This window comes from Pantoea sp. C1E2, from assembly GCF_056491465.1.
The window spans coordinates 1,756,324-1,781,529 of record NZ_JBSZHT010000002.1 but is presented as its reverse complement, the minus strand read 5'-3'; the positions used below and the strand labels follow the sequence as shown (position 1 = coordinate 1,781,529).

The window sequence follows — 25,206 nt, the reverse complement described above, 5'->3', positions numbered from 1 at the left end:
ATCAGGACCAGTGCCTTGCAGGCCCGGTATCTATGTGTACGAAGTTGCTGCGCGGGTAATATCCTACACCACCGGCGCGCATAGATAACGCCGCTTTGCGAACATTGCTCAATGAAATTCCCTCGATATGGAAATCCATCGCCTGTCCTTTGGTGTGATAACTGTGTTTTGCCACGCCAGGGCCCGACTCACGCAACATATTGTTGGTTGCTAGCGTGCGGTAGCCTGAGATCAGCTGCACCGGTTTGCGGGTGTTCAGCACCATCTGTAAACGATAGAGCTGATCAAACAGGTGTGGGTCGATATGTTTCACCTGATTGGCGCGGTAATCGCGGAAAAAGTGATTTAAGCGGGCTAACTCATCCTTGTCATAACTCTTGCCGTTAAAAAACTCCGTTTTAAGGGTTTCACCGGTGTGAAGGTTATTAAGCGTCAATACTCGGGGGCGCGAGGTGGAAAGCGAAGCCAGCGCTGAACCAGGAAGCAGAGACAAACCTGCCGCTGCGCCTCCAATTAGGAGCAATCGACGACGTTGAGAATCAAAATTAGCCATGTAGCGGGGTTACCTAATCTAAAGCGATAAAAAAATGTGTAAAAAGTACACAAGGCCGAACAGTAACCGCAGCCTTAAGGTCAGTCAACCCGCAACATGTCACAGAATGGTCAAAACCCGCGCAAAATCGAAATTTTGCGACGGGTCCTGGTATTTTCAAGGAGAGGCTAAAACTGGCAAATCAATGACTAGAGGAGAAGTTTTCCTGCTTTTGACAACACCTGGCTGCCGGAGCGCGCAGGGTTATCATAATTGTAAATATCTGTACGATACTGCGGCTGCCCATCCGCAGCGACCCACGCGGTTAAATAATAGAGATTCACCGGGATACGGTGGCGAATCGGCACGTAGCGTGTGTCGCCCTGTTTCAACGTGTCGGTGATCCGGCTGTCATTCCAGCCCACATCCTGCAGCAGCAGATCGGCAAGTTCAGAAGCCTTGTTTACGCGCACACATCCTGAACTCAATGCACGAATATCACGCTGGAACAGGCCGTGGTTCGGCGTGTCGTGCAGGTAGATGGCATCTGAACTCGGCATGTTGAACTTATAACGCCCCAGCGAGTTCATCGCACCTGGCGCCTGACGAATGCGATACGGGAAACTGGCTGCCGACACCATATGCCAGTCGATCATTGAAGGATCGATGACTTCCGCATCCGCACTCCAGCCCGACAGCAAGGTATAGCCGTGCTTATACAGATATCCGGGATCTTGTTTCACCTTCGGCACGATATCCTGACGCACCAGCGTGGTGGGCACATTCCACGGTGGATTCAGCACCACATTATTCAGCGCACTGCGCATCAGTGGGGTTTTACGATCGGGACGACCGACAATCACCCGTGATGAAAGAATGGTGGCGCCGTTGTTGTAATAGGTGAGTGAATAGTTAGGAATGTTCACCATGATGCCGTTGTGCATATCATCCGGCAGCAGACGCAGGCGCTGGATATTGAGCGCCAGTAGCGACGCTCGCATTTGCGGTGACACATTCAGCCACTCACGCGTGCGGGGGCCAATTGCGCCATCATCCGCTAAGCCTTGCCAGTGCTGGAAGCGTTTGACCCCTTCCACCAGCGCGGCATCATAAACATTGTCACCAGCTGGCGTCGAACTCGCCACCACGTTGCCGGTTGGCGCAGGTGCCTGCGCGGATAAGTCATTGACGCTGGCCGCCGATGGGCTCACCGCAATCGGCTGGTTGCTCTGGCTGACCGGCACAGGTGCTGTCGGAACCGCGTCATCAGCTGGGGTCGGTGTGCTGCTGTGCGTCGCAGCAGTCAGCATGCCGGTGCGCTGCAAAATCTCTTTGAGCGCAGGTACATCATTGCTGATCTGGCCTGGCCGCAGCGTACCGCTGTCGCGCAGCTGCGGCCACGGACGGTTATCGGTCAGCAGTGCCTTGAGCGCACTGTGCATGGGTGCATATTGGGGATGCTGAGGCGCCAGCGACACAACAAACGCGCGGCTGCCGCCACCGTTCACCGCATTCTGCCACTGGTTAATGGCGGCAACGCCCGGCATCGTCAGCTTGTAAGGCACATTACTGTACAGCCAGGTTTCGCCCTGGGTCGGTACATTGGCGACAAACTGCAGGTAGCCTAGCATGGCATCGCTCAGCACGATGTCGCGCGCCATGCCAGTAACATTGGGATTGGTGAGTAATTCAACCCAGCGGGTAAACTGTGGCTGTACGCCAGAGAGCGCGACTTCTGCCAGCTGCTGCTGGAAAGCCTGCACCGCTAGCTGATCTTGCCAAAGTGGCGCCATATTACGCGCGGCGTAGATGCCGGCTAATCCGGGTAAATAGAAAGGTTGCTGACTGGGGCTAAAAGCCTGCTGAATCTGATGCTGACTCGCCGCCACAGACATGGCGCTATGCGACGTTCCGGGTAATGCGGCAATAATCGCGGCATGGCTGGTGGCCAGCGGCGACAATACCAGTGAAACACTGAGTGCGAATACCGCACGATTCATTCTGCTTCTTTTATTCAGCCACATCCCTGCCCCCTTCTCACCTAAGACACAGCGCCCTGTTATCGCCGTGTACAGCCTTACTCTTATTGTTGAGTATACAAATAAAAAACGGCATCTGCCTGAGTGTGCAGATGCCGCTTACAGATTAAACGGTGCGCTGTTTTTTAACCAGATTCAGCGTCAGGTATTTTCTGTTTCTAAATCGATATCGCTGGTCTCACGTTTCGCTGGTGCAGGGTCCGCCGAGAAACCACGCAGACCGACCACATGCACGTGTTCCGTGTTGTTAAACACTTTACGTACCAGTTTGTAAGTGGTGCCTTTTTCCGGGCTGATGTTTTCTGGTGCCGCGATCACCAGCTGCATTTCCAGACGCTCACACAGCTCGAACAAGGTGGCGATAGATCGGGCATCAAGACGCGCTGCTTCATCCAGGAACAGCAGTCGGCATGGCGAAATATCTTTGCCACGCAGACGACGTGATTCCTCTTCCCAGCTCTGCACCACCATCACCAAAATCGACATACCAGTACCGATCGCTTCACCGGTCGACAATGCGCCACTCTCTGCGCGCAGCCAGCCGTCAGAGCCACGGTTGACTTCCACTTCCATCTCCAGATAGTTGCGGTAGTCGAGCAGCTCTTCGCCGATGGTTTGCGGGGTGCGCTGTCCCATATCGATTTGCGGATTAAGGCGCTGATACAGTTTCGCCAGCGCTTCGGAGAAGGTCAGACGGTTACTGGTAAACAGATCCTGATGCGCTTCATGCTGTTCCGACAAGGTATCGAGCAGCGTGGAGTGCGCCTCACGAACATTGACGTTAAGACGCACACTGCGCACCTGACCAAAGCTCACGGCCTGCAAGCCTTGGTTCAGCTGACGAATACGGTTCTGTTCACGCTGAATGGTTTTGCGAATAATATTCGCCGCACTGCGTGAACTGATGGCCAGCGTCTGCTCGCGAGCAGTCAGCTCTTCCGTCAGACGATTCAGCTCAATTTCCATCTGTTCGATGGCTTCAACCGGATCGTCAGTACGAATGATGTCCTGACGAATACGCTCGCGCAGATGCTGATACACCGCGATAAAGAACTGCACTTTGCGCTCAGGACGTTTTGGATCTTCCGACATGCGCAGCACATCTCGCAGATGTTCGTTATCCGCCACCGCCAGACGCAATGCACCCAATGCCTTATCCGACATTGAACGCAGCTCGTCTCCGCCAAGATAGGCCATCTCACGACGATGCAGTCGACGCTCCATGCCGTTCTCTTTCACCAGACGCAGCACGGTGCACCAGCCCGCTTTGGCGCTGACCACTTGCTCACGGATCTGATGATAATCCCGCTCCAGCTTACGCAGTTTCTTCTGCAGGCTGTCCATTTCGGCTTCGCAGAACGTCAGCTGTTTCTCCAGCTGATTACGACGGGCACGGTTATGGCTTAATGCGGTATAGAGTTCATCGCGTCGTGCACGCGCGCGCTCTTCGGCGCTGGCATCGGCATGCACGCCGATATCCTGCATCTCCTGCTGCAACTCTTTCAGCATGTCGCGCTTGGCGTCATAGGAACTTTTCAGTGACGCCAGCACTTGTGAATATTGCGTCAACTGCGCCTGATGTTCGCGCAGACGTTCACGCGCACGGCTGCGTTCGCCTTCCGCTTGCTCCAGACGCTGACGCAGTTTCTCATTCAGATCGCTATTGCCCGTCAGCATGCCGGCAGAATCTTCATAGCTGAAGTGGGCGCGACGCTGCACCACTTCGGTCAGCGCAAAGGCCTGCTGACGCGCATCACGCTGTTGCTGCTGCGCTTGCTGGTAATCGCGTTCCAGCTGATCGTGCTGCTGAGGATCGCTCTGCAACACCGACACCAGCGGCTCCAGCTTGCTGATTTTCGCGCCATGCTGATGCAGGAAACGTGCAGCTTCCTGTGCTTCTTCAACACGTTCACGAATCTCTTCACAGCGATCGCCAAGGGAATCATCCAACAGCAAATTCACACGCGGCAATAAGCGGTTCAGCTGGCTAACGCCCTCTTTCGCCTGTTCAAACTGCGCACGCTGCTGCTGGTTATCGTTTTCATGCTGAGCCAGACCACGCTCCAGCTCGCCACGGCGGCTGTTCAACTGACGGATCAGCGCTTCCGGATCTTCATCAAAGGCCACCGCTAAGTGACTGCCGATAAAGCGGCTGAAGGATTGATGCAAACGCTGGGTTTTCTGCACATCAAACGACAAGGTGGCAAAACGCTCTGCCAGCTGGTCGCGTTCATTATTGAGCAGTTCCAACTGGTTTTCACGCGCGGCACGGCCAAACAGCGGCACTTTCGGGAAGCGGGAGTAGCGCCACTGGCGCTCAGCCACTTTCACCACCACGGCATTTTCCAGCTCATCGACGCTGAAGACGCTGTCATCAAACGCCTGCGGATCCCCTTCAATCAGATAGAGATCTTCCGGGCAATCATCAAGGCCATCCAGCAGGTCACGTACTAATGATAAATCCGGTACGACGATAGCGTGGCGTGATGGACCATACAGCGCCGAGAAGTACGGTGCGTCATCCAGCGTGACGTCATCATAGATTTCAGACAGCAGCACGCCGCCAAAACGTTCTGCCAGTTGCGTCAGCCGTGCATCTTCCGCGCCGCCAGGTTGACTTAAACGCTCGATCTGCTGCTCAACTTCACGTTTACGGGCCGCCACATTGTCACGTTCAACGGTGGTTTCGCGCTCACGTTCCAGCAACTGCTGCATGAACTCAGTGATCTGCTGGCTGTTGGTCAGCTCCTGCCCGGTCTGCTCGCTGAGCTGCGTCAGGATTTCCTGTGCGGCCAGCCAATGCGGTGCACGCGCCGTCAGCGCAGTAATACGTTCACGCAGTTGTTCCAGTTCCTGGCGCATCAGCATGCGACGCTCACCGGCATCGGACACGCTTTCGTTCAGCTGTTCAATCTGCGCTTCCAGCTCACGCTGCAGCCCTTCCAGCGCGTCGGCATCGTATTGCTGACCCTGACGTTTGCAGAAATCAGCCAACAGACGTTCGGCCTCGTGCTGCTCGCGCAGGCGGGTTTCCAGTTCATTGAGACGCAGACGCAGTGAGGAGAGTTGATCGGCATGATGGCGCTGGTTAGCGGCATCACGCAGTAAGTTGCGTCCTACCTGCCATGCATCCTGACGGCTCACTTCTCCAGCGATGCTGGTCACCAGCGCTAATGCCTGGTCAAACTGGCTATGCGCCGCTTCGGCCACACTCAGTTTCTGTTCCAGACGCAAAAGTTGCTCAGTGGATTCTTCTTCGCGTGCCTGGAAGGTTTCCTGCCATTCGGCGGCGTTAGCGATGGTGAGATCCGGCAACTGACACTGCGCACGCGCTTTTTCCAACGCCTGCAGCGCCTGCTGATATTGGATGGCACGGGTCTGCTGCACATCGAGCGCCTGCTGGAAATCGGCTAACTGGCTTTTCAGCTCATCGACTTCAATTTCAGCGGCTTCAGATCGCGCTTCGTTCTCTTCCTGCACTTCACGAGCTTCCGCCACCACTTCGTTCTGCTCTTCCAGACGATAGGTCAGCTCTTCGAGATCGGCATCGTAACGCTCGATCTTCTCCTGCTGACGCATGGCCGTCTGGACCAGATTCAAATGGTCACTGGCGCCCTGATAATCGGTTTCCAGATCGCTTTCAGCACCGTTGTGCTCAGAAAGTTCACGCGCCATTTCGATGTGACGATACTGCTCGGAAGCCAGCTGGTTACGACTGGTGAACAGTTCATTACGCAGTTGCAGCGAGCCGTCGAGATGAATGCGGCGCTCGTTGGCGTGACGCATATAATCTGCCGACACATAGCTGGTGGCTTCTGAGATCAAATGCTTGAACAGGTCGCGATCGGACTGCGTGACGCGAATCGCTTCCAGCGTCATGCGGTTTTCACGCAGCGCCGCTTCCATATCCTGGAAGGCTTTACGCACGCCGCCGTTTTCCGGCAACAGGTAATCGCGCAGTGAACGGGTAATGGCGCTGGAGATACCGCCGTACAGCGAAGCTTCAATCAGGCGATAGAACTTACTGCGATCGCTGGCGGTACGCAGACGACGCGGCACCACGCCCAGCTCAAACAGGACGGCGTGATAATCAGTGACCGAGTTGTACTGGCGGAACTGCACGCCTTCCTGCGCTTCAACGCGTTCTTTCACTTCCGCCAGCGGTAACACGCGCGCCTGACGGCTGTTAAAGATCTCGGTCAGCATATCCGTCGGCAGCGAATCGGTCGGCAGGCCATGAATACTGAAAGGTTTGATATCGACTTTCTTGTCGCGTCCTGCAACCTGTTGCAGACGTACGCCGACCACCACACGCTGATGGCGAGAGTTGACCACATCCAGCACCGCATAACAGACGCCCGCGCGCAGCTTGCCGTGCAGGCCTTTGTCGCGTGAGCCAGACGTCGCGCCCGCTTCCGTGGTGTTACGGAAGTGCAGCAGGGTTAAATCGGGGATCAACGCCGTGACGAAAGCCGCCATGGTGGTGGATTTACCGGCACCGTTACCACCGGAAAGTGTGGTCACCAACTCATCAAGATCAAAGGTACGCGCAAAGAAGCCGTTCCAGTTGATCAGCGTTAGCGAACGAAATTTACCGCGTTCAATCATTCCTGTTCATCCTCCGCGTTATCACTCGCATCGCTTTCAGCGTCATTGTCATTATCCGCCTCATCACTTTCATTAGCTGCGGGCTTAGTTTCTAGCGTCATCGCTTCACCATCGCGGATCAAACGCAGCTGTGCTTCACGGGCATCGTCACCACTTCGCACATCCGCGCCGAAGCGGAATACCGATTCCATAATGCGGAACTTGCTGCTGTCGTTGCCCATGTACCACACCATGCCTAAACGGCGCAGGCGACTGAGTGACGCACGCATTTTTTCCTGCAGCTTGGCGCGGTCCACATCAGAACCGGTTGAACGCTGATTCACCAGCTTGAGCAATTTACTTTCATCAGCCAGCGACAGCAGTTCATCGTAAAGCTCCTGCTGGGTGAAAATCCCTTCGTTGGCCAGACGCTCTGGGCTGAGATAGAGATAACAAAGGATTTTACCCACCATCATGTCCAGCTCAGACAGAACCGAGCGTGGAATCAAGGTGGTGGAACGCGGACGCAAATAAAAGAAACCTTCCGGCGCGCGCATCAGCTCAACGTTATAGCGAGCGTAAAATTCTTCCAGGTACTCTTGGTAGTCCATCAGAAAAGCGTGATTATCCAGCTCTTCGATACCAATATGTCGTCCCGCGCGTAACTGACTATCCAGCGCCGGAAAAATCGGATTTGCCAGTGCCAACGCCAGTTTGACGGGCATCACTTGTTCAATATTTGTCGATGACATGTGCCTGCACCTTGGCTCCGTAATCATTAATGGCCTGCCACTGCGAGGGCAGACCGGCTAAATCAGCTTCCGCCACACCGAGCCGCACGGCTTGATCGATGACGATTCTCGCCAGATCAAAGTGTCGTGCACGCGGGTATTGCGACAGGTAATCGCGCATTACCGTAGCGAGATGGAGCGGCTTTTGCTCCTGCTTATAAATCTGTAATGCTTCTTCGATCATCGCGGCAAGTTGCTCACGAATCTCATTGAACTCTTCATACTCCATCTCTGGCGGCAGTTCGCCCATCACCTCATCATTACGCAGCGTCATCTCTTCATCGCGCATATCGTAAAGACGGTCGGCATTGGCGTACGTTAGCGCCCAGGGTTGGTCAAAGTAGTTCTGCACCGACAGGCGTAAACGCTGCGCAAATACGCGGTTTTTATCCATGTCGATGGCGGTACGAATGAATTTATGGACGTGGCGATCGTAGCCAATCCACAGATCGATAGCCTGCTGGCCCCAACTGATGATGCGATCCAGTTTGTTTTGCAGGTCAAACACCAGCTTATCGACAAAACCCAGATCAGGGCTGCTCAGCGTGGCATCCTGGATGCGTAACAGGTTGGCCTGTAATTTATCACCTGCCGCTTCCAGCGTATCCTGCAACTCGCGCAACGTGCCGGACGTTTCAGACAGCAGCAGCTCACAGCTGGAGATTGCCGCACGCCAATCCTTATTCAGCAGGTCGGCAATATCGGTCTTCACCGCTTGCTGCTGCTCATCCATCAGGCGCTGGGTCATATCGATGCTGTCGAAAATCTCCGCCACCGAATACTTCAGCGGGGCAAAAACGTTGCGATGCCAGTGGAATTCATCACCGTCTTCTTCGGCGGCGTCTGCAGCGCGCTTCAACTCCTGCGCCACGATCGACAGCTGCATCGACAGGCGCAACGTGGAAAATTCACGCTGACGGATGTAGTAATCGGTAATGCCGATGGCGAGCGGCGTCAGGCGATAAATCGCATGGCCTTCGGTTAGCTCGCTGGTAAAACGGTTAAGCAGGCGCTGACGCACCATGTCATTGATGGCGTTATTGGCACGCACCTGAACGGTTTCGTGGGTTTGTTCAAACGCCTTACTGACATGACGAAAGGCATCGATCAGTTCACCTTCACTCATCTCACCGTCCATGCGCTCACCGTTGAGGGTGGCGATAGCCAGCAAAAAGGCCAGACGCTCTACCGGCAACGCAAGTGAAAAGTCATTCTTGCGCGCCCATGCCACCAATTCGGGGACCGTCTGGGAAAATTCGCTCATAGTTGATCCTTCTACCTGGGTTTGCGCGCGGTCACGTGGATATAGCGCCCTAAACTTAAAAAGGGCTCCTGACGACAGTAGCGCCGTTCCATCTCAATAATCTCTTCAACGCTTTTGACGACGCCGGGCGGAGGCGGTTTCATGTAATCAGAAAACACGCGGATCCCGGCTCGCTGCTCAATCTGGAAGCCAGCATTAATCAGCCAGCTGTTGACGTCCTGCGGATCGCGGGGAAAGTCTGGCGACAGCGTACGCTTTTTACGTTTCATCATATTGGCGCGCAGATAGCCGAAGTTACCAAGCTGAAGTGTGCGGAACGTCAGGCTATGCGCGTTATAAAACATCAACGACAGCACACCGCCAGGCTTGAGCGTTTGCCAAAGCGCACGCAACACCGCTTCGGGTTCAGCCACCCACTCCAGCACAGCGTGAAACAATACCAGATCAACCGGCTGATCCAAATGTTCGCCAACCTGCTGCGCGCTAATTTGTTTGAATTGCATGTTGTGGCTCACACCCTCAGTGTGCGCATGCGCTTCAGCCAGTTTAAGCATCTCAGCGGAAAGGTCGCACAACAATACCTGATGCCCTCGCGCGGCCAGGCCGCAGGAGATTTGTCCTACGCCGCCGCCAGCATCCAGTATGCTAAGGGGACCGTCCGGTAAGGTTGGCAACAGTGCATCCAGCTCGTCCCACAGGATCGCCTGGCGCACCAGCCCTTTGCGGGTGCCATAAATGTTCTGCGAAAATTTGTCCGCCAGATCGTCAAAGTTACGATCCTGCATGGTGATGGCTCCACTGTGCTGCATTCAACTTGTGCTATTTTGTCACAGGCTCAGCAAGAATGAACCTTTCACGCCACAGTAACTGTCTGGCTGCTGTTTTTTCGGACAAAAGGAGCAAATTCCCATGTTTTTTGCGTTAAAGAAATGGATTGGCGCGATGTTACTCCCTTTACCACTGCTGTTGTCGCTTATGGCGGTGGGACTTTTGCTAATCTGGTTTAGTCGCTGGCAAAAAAGCGGCAAAATCCTGATCTCTTTGAGTTGGCTGCTGCTCCTGTTGCTCAGCTTGCAACCTGTCGCCGATCGTCTGTTACGCCCCATTGAACAGCATTATTCCACCTGGAACGGTAGCGAACCCGTGGATTATATCGTGGTGCTCGGCGGTGGCTACACCTACAATCCGAATTGGGCACCAAGTTCCAATTTGCTCAATAACAGCCTGCCCCGTGTAACAGAAGGCGTGCGCCAGTGGCGCCGTAATCCGCAAGCAAAAATGATATTCACTGGCGCTGCCGCAGGATACAACCCTCGCAGCAACGCCAGCGTGGCGGCTGAGGTAGCCGAAAGCCTGGGCGTGCCGGGATCGGCGATTATCATGCTGGATCAACCGCATGATACCGGTGAAGAAGCGCTGGCCGTTAAACAGACTATCGGTAATCACCCTTTCCTGCTGGTCTCATCGGCAAACCATCTGCCGCGCGCGATGCATTTCTTCCAGAGCGCGGGCCTGAACCCCATAGCCGCACCGGCAAATCAGTTAGCCATTACCTCGCCGATCAGCGTCTGGGATCGCAGATTGCCTTCGCCAATGTGGATGGGACACAGCGAACGTGCGATTTATGAAACCCTGGGCCAGATCTGGCAACGGCTGCGTGGTGATGATTTGCTGTCATCCGAGCCAGGGAAGTAACTGCTCGCGGGCATGATCAAAGCGCGGACGGTCAAACTGTCCGCTGCTCACCAAGGTATCGACACAATCCCAAAGCTGATACAGCCAGCGCCGCCAGATAAAACCTTCAGAAACCGGTGCACGTTGCAGGTAGTGTTGCAGCAATGACGCCTCGGCACCGCTATCGGCCAGCCGGATTAACTCATATTCCCGTGGCGCCCAAAGAATATTGCCCGGCTGCATCATCGCCACCAGTTGGTCACTGCGCGCATCTTTCAGCATGCTGGATAAACGTAGGTTGCCGTGCATCAGCACACAGGGATCGTCAAAGTCTTTGAAGAGTTGGGTTAACTGCTGACGGCTGCGATACAAGATTTGTCGGTCTTCCAGAGTGAAAAATGGCGGTGACAGATAGCCCAGCGTGGCCCACAACACTTCGACGCGCTGGCGATACCAGGCTGGCCAATTGTTTTCCTGCACGCTATCAACCCGCCCTACCAATCCATGACTGTCGATACGGTGCCAGCCGAGCACGCCTTCGATAATCTGCTCACACAGCTGCTCCCACCGAATGGCAGTGCGGGCGGGAGCCTCAGCCGAAACGCCGTTAAAACGTGCCATCAGTAACATTTCATGTGCCGGCGGTTGCTGGCTGAGTACCAGACCAAAAACCGCGGGTACCGCCACGATGCCATCATGGCCTAACATGGTGAGTTTTTTGGCTTCAAGCGCTGCACGACCTTGATGACGAAAATACTTCGCCACCAGCGGCATCGGCTTACCGTCGTTGTCATAGAGTGCGTACAGCCGCGACTGCGCCTGTTCGCTAATGGTTTCGAGGCGGCTGATACCTTCACCCAATATCAACGCCAGTTCTGAACGGAGCTGTTCCATGCGTTATCCTCCGCAGTCGATTGACTTCACTATCCTGGAGGTCATGGTGGCGCGAAACTTAGCGCCAGATCAAACTTTATGGCCAGCGCGAGCGGCTGGCCGGTCGGGCTTTAACCCTGCATGGCCGCACGAACACGGACCAGATCCTCTGGCGTGTCCACGCCAACACTTGGCACAGTTTGCGCTACAGCAACGTGGATCTTCTCGCCGTACCACAGCACGCGCAGCTGTTCCAGCAGCTCAATATGCTCTAATGGGCAAGGTTCCCACGCAATATAACGACGGATAAAGCCGGCGCGATAGGCGTAAATGCCAATATGACGCAGCAAAGTGTCGCCAATTTGTTCGCGCGATTTCGCATAACGCTCGCGATCCCACGGAATGGTGGCGCGAGAGAAATAAAGCGCATAGCCTTTCGCATCCATCACCACTTTAACCGCATTGGGGTTAAACGCTTCTTCTGCATCGGTAATCGGCACGGCTAAAGTCGCCATTCCTGCATCAGCCTGCGCCAGATTGTCCGCAACCTGACGTACGATTTCTGCCGGAATCATCGGCTCGTCGCCCTGCACGTTGACGATAATGGTGTCATCGGCAAACTGATATTTCTCAATCACTTCTGCCAGGCGCTCGGTGCCCGACTGGTGGTCCGCGCGCGTCATGCACACTTCTCCACCGGCAGCCGTTACCGCAGCAGCCACTTCAGGATGATCGGTCGCCACAATCACGCGATCGGCACCTGACTCTCGTGCGCGCTCCATCACGTGTACGACCATTGGTTTACCGTGAATATCCACCAGCGGTTTGCCGGGCAGGCGCGTTGATGCATAACGCGCCGGAATGATGGCGACAAAACTCATGGATGGATCTCTTCAACTGACAGCGTACGCGCTTCCACTTCCAGCAATACCGGAATGCCGTCGCGCACCGGGTAAGCCAGGCCGTCTGGTTTACAAATCAGCTCCTGCTGCTCTTTGTTGAAATACAGTTTTCCGTTGCAAACCGGACAGGCAACAATCTCAAGTAAACGGTGATCCATAATTTTCTCCTTTCAGCACCGATTTGTCAGGCACCTAGCATACCATAGCGTACCCAAAGGGTAGCGCGCTGGACCTGGCATTATTGTGATGAAGTTAGTCGTTGATAGCCCAGCGAGGCGTCCAGGCAGCAAGCAGCTCAGCAGGCGCATTCTCAACCATCACCTCGCTGGCACCCTGCCACTGCGCAAAACGATTGATCGCTTTTTGCACATCGGTCAGGAAGGCTTGGGTGACACGCATGCCAGGCTCAAGCCAGAATGCACGAATGATCAGACGCTGCGCCTGGCGATCCATCTTTGCATCAATACGCGCTTTGAGTGCACCCCGGTGTAACACCGGCAGAACAAAGTATCCGTAGACGCGCTTCTCCGCCGGGGTATAGCACTCAATGCGGTAATCAAAGTTGAACAACTCCAGTGCACGCCGACGATCCCACACCACCGGGTCGAACGGTGATAACAGAGCCGTGTGTGTGGCGGTGGGCATTTTTTCTAACAATGGTAATAAGCTGGCGTGCAGCCACATCTCCCCGAGCTGTTCCACTTCAACGCGCACGATATCGCCCTGGGCTTCGGCATCCTTAATCCAGGCCTGTAATGGCGCACGCTTCAGACGGTAGTAATCGGCCAGCCAGCTGGCGCGAAAAATACCCAGACTGCGGGCACTGTGCCCCAGCATCGCCTGTACCGCATCCGCTTCACTGAGTGCATGTTGTTCATCATCCCAATCAGGCATCACTCGCGTTCGCAGATCGTACACCCGTTGGAAGTTACGGCGTTCTACCACCATCAACTCGCCCGCGCTGAACAGGTTTTCCAGATGCCGCTTGTGTGGCTTCCAGGCCCACCAACCGGGTTTGGTTTGCTTATCATTGGCGAAATCGGCCGCGCGCACCGGGCCATTTTCGGCGATATGATTCAGCAAGGCGGCTATGTCCTGCTGATGTTCTTCTACCCACTGCTCGTTGTATTTCCATCCCAGCCGCTGCGGTTCCAGCATGCGATGTCGCAATAGCGGGTAATCTTCGAAGGGGATAAAACAGGCTTCGTGCGCCCAGTACTCAAACAGCGCACCGGAAGCCAATGTCTCTTCCAGCCACTGTGTGGGATACGTGCCAAGGCGGCTGAACAGCACCAGATAAGGGCTGCGCGCAACGACATTGATGGTGTCAATTTGCAGCAGTGACATCTGACGCACGCAGGCATGGATATCGGCAAAGCGTGCACGGCAGCTCGGTGGGCGTAACAGCCCCTGAGCGGCCAGATGTAAGTGACGAGCAGTTTGTAACGAAAGGGACGATGTTAAGTTCATGACTCACTTCCCTTTGAGCAGGTTTAGCGCGTACGGGCGTCGCGCGCAGTGGTACAGAGTTGGGTCACATCGTCGAGCAACGCATCAAGTGATGCACCCGACAGGTCGGCGTCAACCGGCAAATACCACCAGTTATTTCGCGCAAAGCTACGGCACTTTACCGCATCTTTTTCGGTCATCAACAGGCACTGATGAGCTTGTGTCAAACGCTGCAGCTCTTCTTCGCTGTAAGCATGGTGATCGGCAAACGCGATTTCTGCCACAGGCTGGATGCCCTGCTGCTGCAACGTATTGAAGAAACGCGGCGGATGACCAATACCCGCCATCGCGACCATCTCTGGCAGTTGATCGAGGCTCGCAGTCTCTCCACTCACCAGATTGACCGCCTTGCCAGGCCGCAACGTCATGGCGATCTCACCAGCTTGCGCCTCACCACCATTGACGATGATGGCGTTGACGCTTTGCAGGCGAGAGGCCCGCTCCCGCATCGGACCTGCGGGTAGCCACCAACCATTGCCGAAGCGACGCACGCCATCCACCACCACAATTTCACGATCGCGCTGCAATGCGTAATGCTGCAGCCCGTCGTCAGTGATGATCACGTCCAGATCCTGTGCGGCCAGCAGCCCCTCTACCGCCATGCGGCGTTGAGGCGCGACCGCCACCGGCACCTGAGTACGTTGCGCGATCAACACCGGTTCGTCACCCGCCTGCGATGTTGGGGTATCGGCCGTCACCAGCAGCGGATAACGTTCTGCTTTACCGCCATAACCGCGTGACACTACGCCAACGCGCAGGCCACGCTGTTGCAGCGCCTGAACCAGCCAGATTACCACCGGCGTTTTACCGTTGCCGCCAGCCGTCAGATTACCCACCACCACTACCGGGCAAGACGCACGCCAGCTTTTACGCCAGCCACGCTGATAGCTAAGGCGAATCAAAGTGCTGATCGCCCCATACAGCAAACTCAGTGGCCACAGCAGTAGCCACAGTGGCGAGCGCCCGCTCCAGATGCGTTCAATCATTGACCAAACTGCAGTTTGTGGAGTTGGGCATAAGCGCCCTTCTCGGCCAGCAGCACGCTGTGCGTACCACGCTCAACAATACGGCCGTCTTCCACCACCACGATTTCATCGGCTTTTTCGATGGTCGACAGGCGGTGTGCAATCACCAGCGAAGTACGGTTTTTCTGCAGCTCATCCAGAGCGGCCTGAATTGCGCGCTCAGATTCGGTATCCAGTGCGGAGGTGGCTTCATCAAGAATCAGAATAGGGCAATCACGCAGCAGCGCACGCGCGATGGCGATACGTTGACGCTGGCCGCCTGAAAGCAGCACACCGTTCTCACCAATCACAGTATCCAGACCGTTATCCATCTTCTTGATGAAGTCCATGGCATGCGCCATGGTGGCCGCTTGTTCAATCTGCTCGCGGGTGTATTCACCATTGCGTGCATAAGCGATGTTATTGGCAATGGTGTCGTTGAACAGATGGACATTCTGAGAAACCAGCGCCACCTGATTACGTAGCGAACGCAGGGTGTATTCACGCAGATCGTGACCATCCAGCAGAATTTCACCGGAGTCGATATCGTAGAAACGAGTCAACAGGCTCGCCATGGTCGATTTACCCGATCCTGAACGTCCTACCAATGCCACGGTTTTGCCCTCGGGCAGTGACAGATTGATATCACGCAGCGCCGGGACTTCACGGCCAGGATAGGTAAAGGTCACATTGCGGAATTCCACATCACCTTTAGCACGCGTGATTTCACGCTTGCCGTTATCGACTTCCTGCTCGCTATCCAGAATCGAGAACAGTGTCTGACAGGCGGCCATGCCGCGCTGGAACTGGGCATTGACGTTAGTCAGTGACTTCAGTGGGCGCATCAATGCAATCATCGATGAGAACACCACGGTGATGGTGCCGGCGGTGAGGGTTTCCATCACACTCGGGAAGCTGGCGGCGTAGAGCACAAATGCCAGAGCCAGTGAGGCGATCAGCTGAATGACCGGGTCCGAGATAGAAGAGGCAGAAACCAGTTTCATGCCCTGCTGGCGCATTTTGTTGCTGACCTCAGCAAAACGACCGGCTTCCACATCCTGACCACCGAAAATCAGCACTTCTTTATGCCCTTTAAGCATCTGTTCAGCGCTGGTGGTAACTTGTCCCATGGTGTTCTGCATGTTTTTACTGATGCTGCGGAAACGTTTTGAAACCGTGCGAATCGCAAAGGAAACAATCGGCGCAAGGACAATCAGAATCAACGACAGCTGCCAGCTGTAGTAGAACATCATGATAAACAGGCCAATGATGGAGGCGCCTTCGCGTACTACCGTCACCAGTGCACTGGAGGAGGACGAAGCAACCTGCTCAGAATCATAGGTGATGCGTGACAGCAATGTGCCTGTTGATTGCTGGTCAAAGAACGCAACTGGCATGCCCATCATGTGGCCAAACAAGCGGCGACGCATATTCATCACCACGTTGCCAGACACCCATGAGATGCAGTAACTGGAGATGTAGCTGGTCACGCCACGCACCAGCATCAGGCCAATCACCACCAGTGGCATCCAAAGCATGACGGAGCGATCGGCCTTGCCGAAGCCATCATCCAGTAAAGGTTTCAACAGCGACAGCATTAAGGTATCGCCGGCCGCATTGAGAATCAGCGCCACCGCAGACACAAACAGTCCTGCTTTGTGCGGCGCAATCATCGGCCAGAGTCGGCGGAACGTCTGCCACGTTGAGAGATCTTTGTCTTGATGCATTATTTATTCACGCTGTTTGAAATAGCCGCTCATTCTACCTGGATTCACGTTTGACGCCAAACCACTGATGATACCAGCGAGGTTTTATTTGCTCTCTCAACCCCTTAATCTGCCATTCGCCCTGCCGAATGCCGATGTGAATTTGCCCGGATTGCGCCGTGTCATACCAGAGATAGCCCTGCTGGCGATAGCGATCCACTACCGCGGCGGCCGGCATACGCCAGGCGTTATAACGCGCCACCGACGCCACCGCCCCCTTTCCTGCAACACTACGTAGCAGTAATGGCCCCGAAGATGTACGACTACCATGATGGGGAACTTGCATTAATGTGCTGGAGAGTTGGGTTTTCTCCAATGCCACCAGTTTTCTTTCTGCTTCTGACTCAATATCCCCGGTGAGCAGCAGGCTGACAGCACCATCGTCTACGCGCACGACACAGGAGTCATTATTTTGCCCCTGCGTATTTCCTGCAGGCGGCCAGAGTGCCGTGAACGTCAGCTTGCCCCATTGCCATTGCTCTCCTCGCTGACAGGGAAAATGCCCCGCTTCACCCAACGCGCTGCGGATAACCATGTTGGGATTGGCCTGATGAAGTGAGTTCAGCCCACCCCGATGATCCAGATGCTTATGGCTCACAATCACCGTGTTTAAATGTCTTCCCTGATACAGTAACCATGGCAGAATCACGCGTGCGCCCGCATCATCCTCGTTCCAGCGTGGACCTGAATCGTACAACACTACTTCGTTGCCCTGCGTAATAGCAATTGCCAGGCCATGCCCCACATCTAGCACGTCAATCTGCCAGTCGTCGTGCTCAGACTGGTGACGCCACAACAGAAATGCCAGTGTGCAACCGCAGCAAGGTATCAATGTGTGATTCAGCAAACCACTGCGCCATAGAAACAAGCCTCCCCATAACACGGCCACTGCGGGCAAAGCATCATGTAGCGGCCACCAACCTGCGGGTAAGTATGCCAGGCCCTGCATAACCTGATTAACGGAAAAATCTGCCAGCCACCAAAGCGCCGTGGCTATGGGTTTCACCGGTAGCAAAAGCGCCATTAATATCAATGGAACGGTGATAAGTGATATCACCGGAACCGCGATGACATTAGCGACCAGCGCACTGAGGCTGATTCCCTGAAACAAAAAAATCTGCAGGGGAGCCATCAGTATCATCATGCCAACCTGCAAGTGCAGCAATCTCAGCGGCAACCAGCGTCGGGCCATGCGGTATCGTGCAGGTAAGGCAAACCATTGGAACCAAATGATTAGCATCGCGACGGCAAGTGCAGAGAGCCAGAAGCTTTCAGATAATACCGTGAGGGGATCAAGCCACAGCAGACCACCTATACACAGCGTCCAAATCTGCCAGCCCGTTAACTGCCAACCTGCAATCCTGATTGTCGTCCAGATCAGGAGTGCTACCAGCGCGCGCTGTGCAGGTGCATGGCTGCCTGATATCCAACAGTAGATAGCTGCGGTGATGATGCTACCAATAAGTGGCAATAGATAACCGATGGTGTTCGCAGGCAACAGCAACTGTAAACCACGCACGATTATCCAGCCAACGCTGGCCGCTAACGCAATATGCATGCCGGAAATCGCCATTAAGTGTGCTGTTCCGGTATCACGTAATAGTTGTCGTTGCGTTTTGGTCATGTTCTCACGCTCACCAAAAGCCAGCGCCTGCAAAATGGCAGGCTGTTGCAGGTGTTCGAAAAGAGGTTGATGGTGGCTCATGATCAGCGTTCGCAGACTACAAGCTGCTGATTCGGCCTGCTGGTTAATGATTTTTCCCTGCAAAGGCGTATGGTTCGCCAGCGCAAAGCGTTGGGTATCAAATCCGCCCTCATTCAAGCGACCATGCACCGCACGCAGGCGTAAAGTCATTTTCCAGCGCTGCCCTGCACAATAGCCTGGCTCACCTGACCCCGCATTTACACTGACAAACAACGGCGGGAACTGATATCGGTCACCCACACGAATAATCTGCGCTTTGAACTGCTGTTGCTTTTCTTTCACCTCAACAATACGCAGCGTTACTTCCGCTGGCGCCATCGAAAGCTGCTCAATCGCATTCAGCATCTGTCTCGCTTCCAGCAACGCCCATGCCAGTAGAAGGATGCCGATGCCGATAAGACGCAGTGCAGTCCACGGCAGGGATGCCACAATGAGTGCTAAAAGCACCATCATCGACATCATTTCAATTGTCGGTATTTGAGGTAGCAAACCTAATGGTAGCGCCGCCAGAATCATTATTCTGGCCACTGCAATCCCTGTTACACGCATCACTTCTCTCCCGTCATGCGCACCAGTTTGCGTGTAACGGGCAATAATTGCCTTCAGGAATAGAGAGGATTGGATTGCGAATGCCAACAAATCGGAGGGGTTTTCATCTCAGAGAAAGGTTTTGGAATCGGGTTCACAACCACAAATTTAGAGCAAAAAAAAACGACACCCGGAGGTGTCGCTTTATCGTTCGGTAACGGCTTAGCCGTAGATATTTGCACGGTCACGCAATTCTTTGCCCGGCTTGAAGTGGGGAACGTATTTACCTTCCAGATCCACTTTGTCACCCGTTTTCGGGTTACGACCAGTGCGCGGTGCGCGGTAGTGCAAAGAAAAGCTGCCGAATCCCCGGATTTCAATGCGCTCACCCTGTGCCAACGTTGTGGCCATGTGCTCGAGCATCTCTTTAACTGCATCCTCAACGACTTTCGCCGGAATATGAGTATGCTGTCCAGCAAGTCTTTCAATAAGTTCTGACTTGGTCATGTAACCTCCGGTTAATCCTTAATGGGAAAGGTATGACAGCTTTTACCGAAACCGGACGAATTGCATCGTCCGGTGCCTCGGGTCGATTACTCGCCTTTAGCCGCTTTGAACGCTTCAGCCATAGCGCTAGAGAAGTTGCTTTCTTCCTGTTTGGTGTTAACAGTGTTGATTGCTTCTTTCTCATCAGCCTGGTCTTTAGCACGAACAGACAGGCTTACAACGCGGTTCTTACGGTCAACGCCGGTGAATTTAGCTTCAACGTCGTCACCAACACTCAGAACCAGAGTTGCGTCTTCGATACGGTCCAATGAAGCTTCAGAAGCGCGCAGGTAACCTTCAACGCCATCAGCCAATTCAACTGTAGCACCTTTAGCGTCTACTGCAGTCACTTTACCGTTAACGATAGCGCCTTTCTTGTTCAGGGTGATGTAGTTGTTAAATGGATCTTCAGCCAACTGCTTCACGCCCAGAGAGATGCGCTCGCGCTCTGCATCAACCTGCAGTACAACAGCAGCGATTTCGTCGCCTTTTTTGTACTCACGAACGGCTTCTTCGCCAGTCGCGTTCCAGGAGATGTCTGACAGGTGAACCAGACCGTCGATGCCACCGTCCAGGCCGATGAAGATACCGAAGTCAGTGATTGACTTGATTTTACCTTCAACGCGATCGCCTTTGTTGTGGGTCTCAGCGAACTGCTGCCATGGGTTGTTTTTGCACTGCTTCAGACCCAGGGAGATACGACGACGTTCTTCATCGATGTCCAGAACCATAACTTCAACAACATCGCCCACGTTAACAACTTTAGATGGGTGAATGTTTTTGTTGGTCCAGTCCATTTCAGAAACGTGTACCAGGCCTTCAACGCCTTCTTCGATTTCAACGAAGCAGCCGTAATCGGTCAGGTTGGTTACACGGCCAGTCAGCTTGGTGCCTTCTGGGTAACGCTTAGCGATAGCAACCCATGGATCTTCGCCCAGCTGTTTCAGGCCGAGGGATACACGAGTACGCTCGCGGTCGAATTTCAGCACTTTAACAGTGATTTCGTCGCCCACGTTGACGATTTCGCTTGGATGCTTAACGCGCTTCCAGGCCATATCGGTGATGTGCAGCAGGCCGTCAACGCCACCCAGATCCACGAATGCGCCGTAGTCAGTGAGGTTCTTAACGATACCTTTAACTTCCATGCCTTCCTGCAGGTTTTCCAGCAGCTGATCGCGTTCAGCGCTGTTTTCAGATTCGATAACTGCGCGGCGAGAAACCACCACGTTGTTACGTTTCTGATCAAGCTTGATGACTTTGAACTCAAGCTCTTTGCCTTCCAGGTGCAGAGTATCGCGAACCGGACGAACGTCAACCAGTGAACCTGGCAGGAACGCACGAATACCGTTCAGCTCAACTGTGAAGCCACCTTTAACTTTGCCGTTGATAACACCGGTAACAGTTTCAGCTTCTTCGTAAGCTTTTTCCAGCGTGATCCAAGCTTCGTGACGCTTAGCTTTCTCACGGGACAGCAGGGTTTCACCGAAGCCGTCTTCAACTGCGTCAAGCGCAACGTCAACTTCGTCGCCAACCTGGATTTCCAGTTCGCCGGCTGCGTTCTTGAACTGCTCTGCAGGAATTGCAGACTCAGATTTCAGACCCGCATCAACCAGGACTACGTCTTTGTCGATAGAGACAACAACGCCACGAACGATGGAACCCGGACGGGTTTCGATTTCTTTCAGTGATTCTTCAAATAGTTGAGCAAAAGATTCAGTCATATTGATAATCTTAGGATTCTTCAATTTAACGTCCACCTGACGTCATTGTCGGATGGGGTTGTTTCACATGCCCAGCACCGGGTCCCTGGTACAGGGTTACAGCAATTCAATTACCGAATAGATTAAATGCCCAGCTTTTGGCGGGCATAATCAAGTGCCTTTTCAATCACTTGCTCAATGGACATACTGGTTGAATCCAGCACCAGAGCATCAGTGGCAGGCACTAAAGGCGCAATTGCACGATTACGATCGCGGTCGTCGCGTTCCTTTATCTCGGATAAAAGGCGATCAAAGTTAACATTAAAGCCCTTCTCCTGCAACTGTAGCATACGACGGTGAGCACGCTCTTCTGAACTTGCATCCAGGAAGATTTTTACCGGTGCATCGGGGAATACCACGGTGCCCATATCGCGGCCATCCGCAATTAAGCCCGGCTCTTCACGGAATGCTCGCTGACGACGCAGCAGTGCCTCACGTACGCGTGGGAAGGCAGCAACGCGCGAAGCCGTATTGCTCACTTCCTGCGTACGGATTTCACCCGTCACATCCTCACCTTCCAAAATGACCTGCATCTCGCCTTCAACAGACAAGAAACGCACGTCGAGGTGAGCAGCCATAGGGACTAATGCTTCCTCGGATTCAATATCCACCTGATGGTGAAGTGCAGCCAATGCGAGTACGCGATAAATGGCACCAGAATCCAGCAAATGCCACTGCAATGACTCCGCCATCGCTTTACACAAGGTCCCTTTACCTGCGCCACTTGGGCCATCAATGGTAATTACCGGGGCGATTGCCGTCATTGTTCTCTCCTGTTGCTGCGTGCTTATTATCAGCCTTCTTGGCTGTTTGATTGCGCGGCATTATACGCTGCCCGCGTCAGGTTAGTTACCCTTTAGCGTAGACAGCGCCAGAAATTTCGACAGATTCAGAAGAATTTCCGCCCAACAAGACCAGAAGAGAGCGAGGAAACCCGGCACAAGCGTACCGGGTAGCGTGATCAAGAGGTTTGGCTAATTTTCGCCAACTGCTGGAAGTAATCCGGGAACGTTTTAGCCGTGCAGCCAGGGTCAAGAATGGTGACAGGGGTGTCCGACAACGCCACCAGCGCAAAGCACATCGCCATGCGGTGATCGTTATAAGTGCCAATATCCGCATGCTGAAGCTGTGCCGGTGGGGTGACACGAATGAAATCGTGACCTTCTTCGACTTCCGCACCGACTTTGCGCAGTTCTGTCGCCATCGCCGCCAGACGATCGGTCTCTTTCACGCGCCAGTTGTAGATGTTACGCATCAAGGTGGTGCCTTCCGCGAACAACGCTGTAGTGGCGATGGTCATCGCCGCATCTGGAATATGGTTCATGTCCATATCAATCGCGGTCAGAGAACCACGTGTGCAGGCAATATAGTCATCACCCCACTCGATCACCGCACCCATTTTTTCCAGCACATCTGCAAAGCGGATGTCGCCCTGAACGCTATTACGGCCGATCCCGGTTACGCGAACCGTTCCACCTTTAATGGCAGCGGCGGCGAGGAAGTAAGAGGCAGAAGAGGCATCGCCTTCCACCAGATAATCGCCTGGAGATTGATACTGCTGCTGGCCTTTCACCACAAAGCGCTGGTAATTCTGATTATCAACGTCAACACCAAAGCAACGCATCAGGTGCAGAGTGATATCAATATACGGCTTGGAGACCAAATCACCTTTAATGGTAATGACGGTGTCATTAGGCGCCAGCGGAGCGGTCATTAATAGCGCCGTCAGGAACTGGCTGGAAACACTGCCGTCCACACTCACTTCGCCACCCACAAACCCACCGTTCAGACGCAGCGGTGGATAATCCGTTTGCTCCAGGTAATCAATATTGGCTCCGCCCTGACGCAGCGCATCAACCAGATGGCCAATTGGGCGCTCTTTCATGCGAGGTTCGCCAGTCAGCACAATCGACTGTTGGCCTAAGCACAATGCGGCTGCCAGCGGGCGCATTGCGGTACCCGCGTTGCCCAGAAAGAGTTCCAGGGCCTGGTCACTGTGCAGCGGGCCTGCATTTCCCACCACTTCGCACACGGTACGATCGGCAGAGAGCGTGTAATTGACGCCCAGCGCCTTCAGCGCATTCAGCATATGTTTAACGTCATCGCTGTCCAGCAAATTGGTCAGGCGAGTCGTGCCCTTTGCCAGCGCAGCCAGTAACAATGCGCGGTTAGAAACGCTTTTTGAACCCGGTAAGTTTACCGTGCCGTCAACGCGAGCAATCGGTTGTAGAGTCAGGGAGTCCTGCATGTGAAACCAAATCTCCAGAAAAGACAAAACCCCGTTATGTAACGGGGCCAGTGGCCAGCCAGGCTGGCCTATGATGAGTAATTAGCCGTGACGACGTTCGAAGTTAATCATGAACTCAGTCAGGGTTTTCACCCCTTCCAGCGGCATCGCATTGTAGATCGATGCACGCATACCGCCAACCACGCGGTGTCCTTTCAGTGCATGCAGGCCCGCCTGCAGAGACTCGTCCAGGAACACTTTATCCAGCGCGGCATCCGCCAGCTGGAACGGCACGTTCATACGTGAACGGTTCGCAGCAGCAACATCGTTACGGTAGAAGCTGCTGTTATCGATGACGCCATATAGCAGGTCTGCTTTCGCCTGATTGACCTTATCCATCTCAGCAACACCGCCCTTCTCTTTCAGCCATTTGAAGACCAGACCAGAGAGGTACCAGGCAAAAGTCGGCGGTGTGTTGAACATGGATTCATTTTCAGCCAGCACCTTGTAATCAAGGATAGACGGCACATAACGCTGCGCTTTGCCCAGCAGATCTTCACGCACCACCACCAGCGTTAATCCCGCTGGACCGATGTTTTTCTGTGCGCCTGCGTAGATCACACCGTAACGGCTGACATCGATTGGGCGGGACATAATGGTTGAAGAAAGGTCAGCCACCACCACTTTGTCACCAAAGTCAGGCTCTTCATCGATAGCGATGCCATCAATGGTTTCATTCGGGCAGAAATGCACATAGGCAGCATCATCGTTGAGCTGCCATTCACGCATCGGTAACAAAGCACGTTTACCGTCAAGCGTGGTTTTGACGTCGATGGTGTTTGGGGTGCAATACTTTTCCGCTTCTTTGATCGCGCTGTGTGCCCAGTAGCCGCCATCAATGTAGTCAGCGGATTTGGCATCACCCAGCAGGTTGCCTGGAATTGCTGCGAACTGCGCGCGCGCGCCACCATGGCAGAATAAAACTTTGTAGTTCGATGGGATCTTCAGCAGATCGCGAAAATCCTGTTCTGCTGCTTCAGCGACAGCAATAAACTCTTTACTGCGATGGCTGATCTCCATTACAGAGGTGCCTAATCCGTGCCAGTTTGTCAGTTCTTGTTCTGCACGACGGAGCACTTCTACCGGCAGCATCGCTGGGCCGGAGCTAAAATTATAAACCTGCGTCATTTCCCCTCACCACTGTCATATCGAACGGTTATGAATACCGTATCGGTTTTATCATTGCCTCCGAATGGCTGCAATCATTAATCCGATAGCGATCACATTTCCAGAGCAGGCTCCACCGCAGCTTATGTCATAAATGCAATAAGCCACGGAATTTTGTGAGGACGTTTCCTGATGCAAAATCAGAATGCTGCCAGACGATGAAATAGCCGTGACAATACCGCGATAAATTTAGGCCACTGAATAGCGAAGCAGGCGCAAAACCCGTATCATTGCGCGCTTTACGCCCACCCCATCGACTTGAGAGAGCGCCA

General features: G+C 54.1%; 19 protein-coding genes. 1 reads left to right on the top strand and 18 read right to left on the bottom strand.

The window, feature by feature from the left end; genetic code table 11:
* Position 1: 1 nt before the first annotated feature.
* The 6 genes from mepK to cmoM form a co-directional block, all read right to left on the bottom strand.
* Entirely contained in the window at positions 2-553 is a 552-nt protein-coding gene (gene mepK, locus ACXI0A_RS08550) for a peptidoglycan L,D-endopeptidase MepK (protein ID WP_034820522.1), read from the bottom strand.
* A 188-nt stretch (positions 554-741) separates the two neighbouring features.
* Positions 742-2,556, bottom strand: coding sequence for a L,D-transpeptidase (ldtD, locus tag ACXI0A_RS08545; protein WP_476149376.1), 1,815 nt, complete (start codon positions 2,554-2,556; stop codon positions 742-744).
* A 156-nt stretch (positions 2,557-2,712) separates the two neighbouring features.
* Positions 2,713-7,179 (bottom strand): chromosome partition protein MukB, encoded by a 4,467-nt coding sequence (mukB, locus tag ACXI0A_RS08540; RefSeq protein ID WP_476149377.1) that lies wholly within the window; start codon positions 7,177-7,179, stop codon positions 2,713-2,715.
* On the bottom strand, positions 7,176-7,910 hold the full coding sequence (mukE, locus tag ACXI0A_RS08535; RefSeq protein WP_476149379.1) for a chromosome partition protein MukE: 735 nt from the start codon (positions 7,908-7,910) through the stop codon (positions 7,176-7,178). Before mukE ends, mukB begins: the two co-directional genes overlap by 4 nt.
* Positions 7,891-9,213, bottom strand: coding sequence for a chromosome partition protein MukF (gene mukF, locus ACXI0A_RS08530; RefSeq protein WP_224929529.1), 1,323 nt, complete (start codon positions 9,211-9,213; stop codon positions 7,891-7,893). Before mukF ends, mukE begins: the two co-directional genes overlap by 20 nt.
* Before the next feature lie 11 nt (positions 9,214-9,224).
* Positions 9,225-9,998: a tRNA uridine 5-oxyacetic acid(34) methyltransferase CmoM gene (gene cmoM / locus ACXI0A_RS08525; protein WP_224929532.1), complete on the bottom strand. Its 774-nt coding sequence runs from the start codon at positions 9,996-9,998 to the stop codon at positions 9,225-9,227.
* Positions 9,999-10,122: 124 nt separating this feature from the next.
* Here cmoM and elyC point away from each other — a divergent pair, with 124 nt between their 5' ends.
* Positions 10,123-10,908, top strand: coding sequence for an envelope biogenesis factor ElyC (elyC, locus tag ACXI0A_RS08520; protein ID WP_476149381.1), 786 nt, complete (start codon positions 10,123-10,125; stop codon positions 10,906-10,908).
* Here the strand turns inward: elyC and ACXI0A_RS08515 are convergent.
* The 12 genes from ACXI0A_RS08515 to serC all read right to left on the bottom strand — a co-directional run bounded on the left by ACXI0A_RS08515 (position 10,888) and on the right by serC (position 24,895).
* Entirely contained in the window at positions 10,888-11,781 is an 894-nt protein-coding gene (locus tag ACXI0A_RS08515) for a phosphotransferase (RefSeq protein WP_476149383.1), read from the bottom strand. The genes elyC and ACXI0A_RS08515 overlap by 21 nt on opposite strands.
* Before the next feature lie 110 nt (positions 11,782-11,891).
* Positions 11,892-12,641, bottom strand: coding sequence for a 3-deoxy-manno-octulosonate cytidylyltransferase (kdsB, locus tag ACXI0A_RS08510; protein WP_166936449.1), 750 nt, complete (start codon positions 12,639-12,641; stop codon positions 11,892-11,894).
* Positions 12,638-12,820: a Trm112 family protein gene (locus ACXI0A_RS08505; protein WP_007887424.1), complete on the bottom strand. Its 183-nt coding sequence runs from the start codon at positions 12,818-12,820 to the stop codon at positions 12,638-12,640. The genes kdsB and ACXI0A_RS08505 overlap by 4 nt, the downstream gene beginning before the upstream one ends.
* Before the next feature lie 94 nt (positions 12,821-12,914).
* Entirely contained in the window at positions 12,915-14,132 is a 1,218-nt protein-coding gene (locus ACXI0A_RS08500; RefSeq protein WP_476149385.1) for a DNA glycosylase AlkZ-like family protein, read from the bottom strand.
* 23 nt (positions 14,133-14,155) lie between these two features.
* Positions 14,156-15,157 (bottom strand): tetraacyldisaccharide 4'-kinase, encoded by a 1,002-nt coding sequence (lpxK, locus tag ACXI0A_RS08495; protein ID WP_476149387.1) that lies wholly within the window; start codon positions 15,155-15,157, stop codon positions 14,156-14,158.
* Positions 15,154-16,902, bottom strand: a complete 1,749-nt coding sequence (msbA, locus tag ACXI0A_RS08490) for a lipid A ABC transporter ATP-binding protein/permease MsbA (RefSeq protein ID WP_476149389.1) — start codon at positions 16,900-16,902, stop codon at positions 15,154-15,156. Before msbA ends, lpxK begins: the two co-directional genes overlap by 4 nt.
* 34 nt (positions 16,903-16,936) lie before the next feature.
* Positions 16,937-19,195, bottom strand: coding sequence for a DNA internalization-related competence protein ComEC/Rec2 (locus ACXI0A_RS08485; RefSeq protein ID WP_476149390.1), 2,259 nt, complete (start codon positions 19,193-19,195; stop codon positions 16,937-16,939).
* A 201-nt stretch (positions 19,196-19,396) separates the two neighbouring features.
* Positions 19,397-19,681, bottom strand: coding sequence for an integration host factor subunit beta (gene ihfB / locus ACXI0A_RS08480; RefSeq protein WP_003849360.1), 285 nt, complete (start codon positions 19,679-19,681; stop codon positions 19,397-19,399).
* 86 nt (positions 19,682-19,767) lie between these two features.
* Positions 19,768-21,441 carry a 30S ribosomal protein S1 gene (rpsA, locus tag ACXI0A_RS08475; protein ID WP_034820570.1) on the bottom strand — a complete coding sequence of 558 codons (1,674 nt, stop codon included), beginning with the start codon at positions 21,439-21,441 and terminating at the stop codon, positions 19,768-19,770.
* A 122-nt stretch (positions 21,442-21,563) separates the two neighbouring features.
* The gene (cmk, locus tag ACXI0A_RS08470; protein WP_224929551.1) at positions 21,564-22,244 is read right to left on the bottom strand and encodes a (d)CMP kinase; all 681 of its coding nucleotides are present in this window, start codon (positions 22,242-22,244) and stop codon (positions 21,564-21,566) included.
* Positions 22,245-22,441: 197 nt separating this feature from the next.
* The gene (gene aroA, locus ACXI0A_RS08465) at positions 22,442-23,728 is read right to left on the bottom strand and encodes a 3-phosphoshikimate 1-carboxyvinyltransferase (protein ID WP_476149393.1); all 1,287 of its coding nucleotides are present in this window, start codon (positions 23,726-23,728) and stop codon (positions 22,442-22,444) included.
* 81 nt (positions 23,729-23,809) lie between these two features.
* Entirely contained in the window at positions 23,810-24,895 is a 1,086-nt protein-coding gene (gene serC / locus ACXI0A_RS08460; protein ID WP_476149395.1) for a 3-phosphoserine/phosphohydroxythreonine transaminase, read from the bottom strand.
* Positions 24,896-25,206 lie beyond the last annotated feature (311 nt).

Coding starts and splice junctions, on each gene's coding strand:
- mepK (WP_034820522.1), bottom strand. CDS start 553: ATGGCTAATTTTGATTCTCAACGTCGTCGATTGCTCCTAATTGGAGGC.
- ldtD (WP_476149376.1), bottom strand. CDS start 2,556: ATGTGGCTGAATAAAAGAAGCAGAATGAATCGTGCGGTATTCGCACTC.
- mukB (WP_476149377.1), bottom strand. CDS start 7,179: ATGATTGAACGCGGTAAATTTCGTTCGCTAACGCTGATCAACTGGAAC.
- mukE (WP_476149379.1), bottom strand. CDS start 7,910: ATGTCATCGACAAATATTGAACAAGTGATGCCCGTCAAACTGGCGTTG.
- mukF (WP_224929529.1), bottom strand. CDS start 9,213: ATGAGCGAATTTTCCCAGACGGTCCCCGAATTGGTGGCATGGGCGCGC.
- cmoM (WP_224929532.1), bottom strand. CDS start 9,998: ATGCAGGATCGTAACTTTGACGATCTGGCGGACAAATTTTCGCAGAAC.
- elyC (WP_476149381.1), top strand. CDS start 10,123: ATGTTTTTTGCGTTAAAGAAATGGATTGGCGCGATGTTACTCCCTTTA.
- ACXI0A_RS08515 (WP_476149383.1), bottom strand. CDS start 11,781: ATGGAACAGCTCCGTTCAGAACTGGCGTTGATATTGGGTGAAGGTATC.
- kdsB (WP_166936449.1), bottom strand. CDS start 12,641: ATGAGTTTTGTCGCCATCATTCCGGCGCGTTATGCATCAACGCGCCTG.
- ACXI0A_RS08505 (WP_007887424.1), bottom strand. CDS start 12,820: ATGGATCACCGTTTACTTGAGATTGTTGCCTGTCCGGTTTGCAACGGA.
- ACXI0A_RS08500 (WP_476149385.1), bottom strand. CDS start 14,132: ATGAACTTAACATCGTCCCTTTCGTTACAAACTGCTCGTCACTTACAT.
- lpxK (WP_476149387.1), bottom strand. CDS start 15,157: ATGATTGAACGCATCTGGAGCGGGCGCTCGCCACTGTGGCTACTGCTG.
- msbA (WP_476149389.1), bottom strand. CDS start 16,902: ATGCATCAAGACAAAGATCTCTCAACGTGGCAGACGTTCCGCCGACTC.
- ACXI0A_RS08485 (WP_476149390.1), bottom strand. CDS start 19,195: ATGCGTGTAACAGGGATTGCAGTGGCCAGAATAATGATTCTGGCGGCG.
- ihfB (WP_003849360.1), bottom strand. CDS start 19,681: ATGACCAAGTCAGAACTTATTGAAAGACTTGCTGGACAGCATACTCAT.
- rpsA (WP_034820570.1), bottom strand. CDS start 21,441: ATGACTGAATCTTTTGCTCAACTATTTGAAGAATCACTGAAAGAAATC.
- cmk (WP_224929551.1), bottom strand. CDS start 22,244: ATGACGGCAATCGCCCCGGTAATTACCATTGATGGCCCAAGTGGCGCA.
- aroA (WP_476149393.1), bottom strand. CDS start 23,728: ATGCAGGACTCCCTGACTCTACAACCGATTGCTCGCGTTGACGGCACG.
- serC (WP_476149395.1), bottom strand. CDS start 24,895: ATGACGCAGGTTTATAATTTTAGCTCCGGCCCAGCGATGCTGCCGGTA.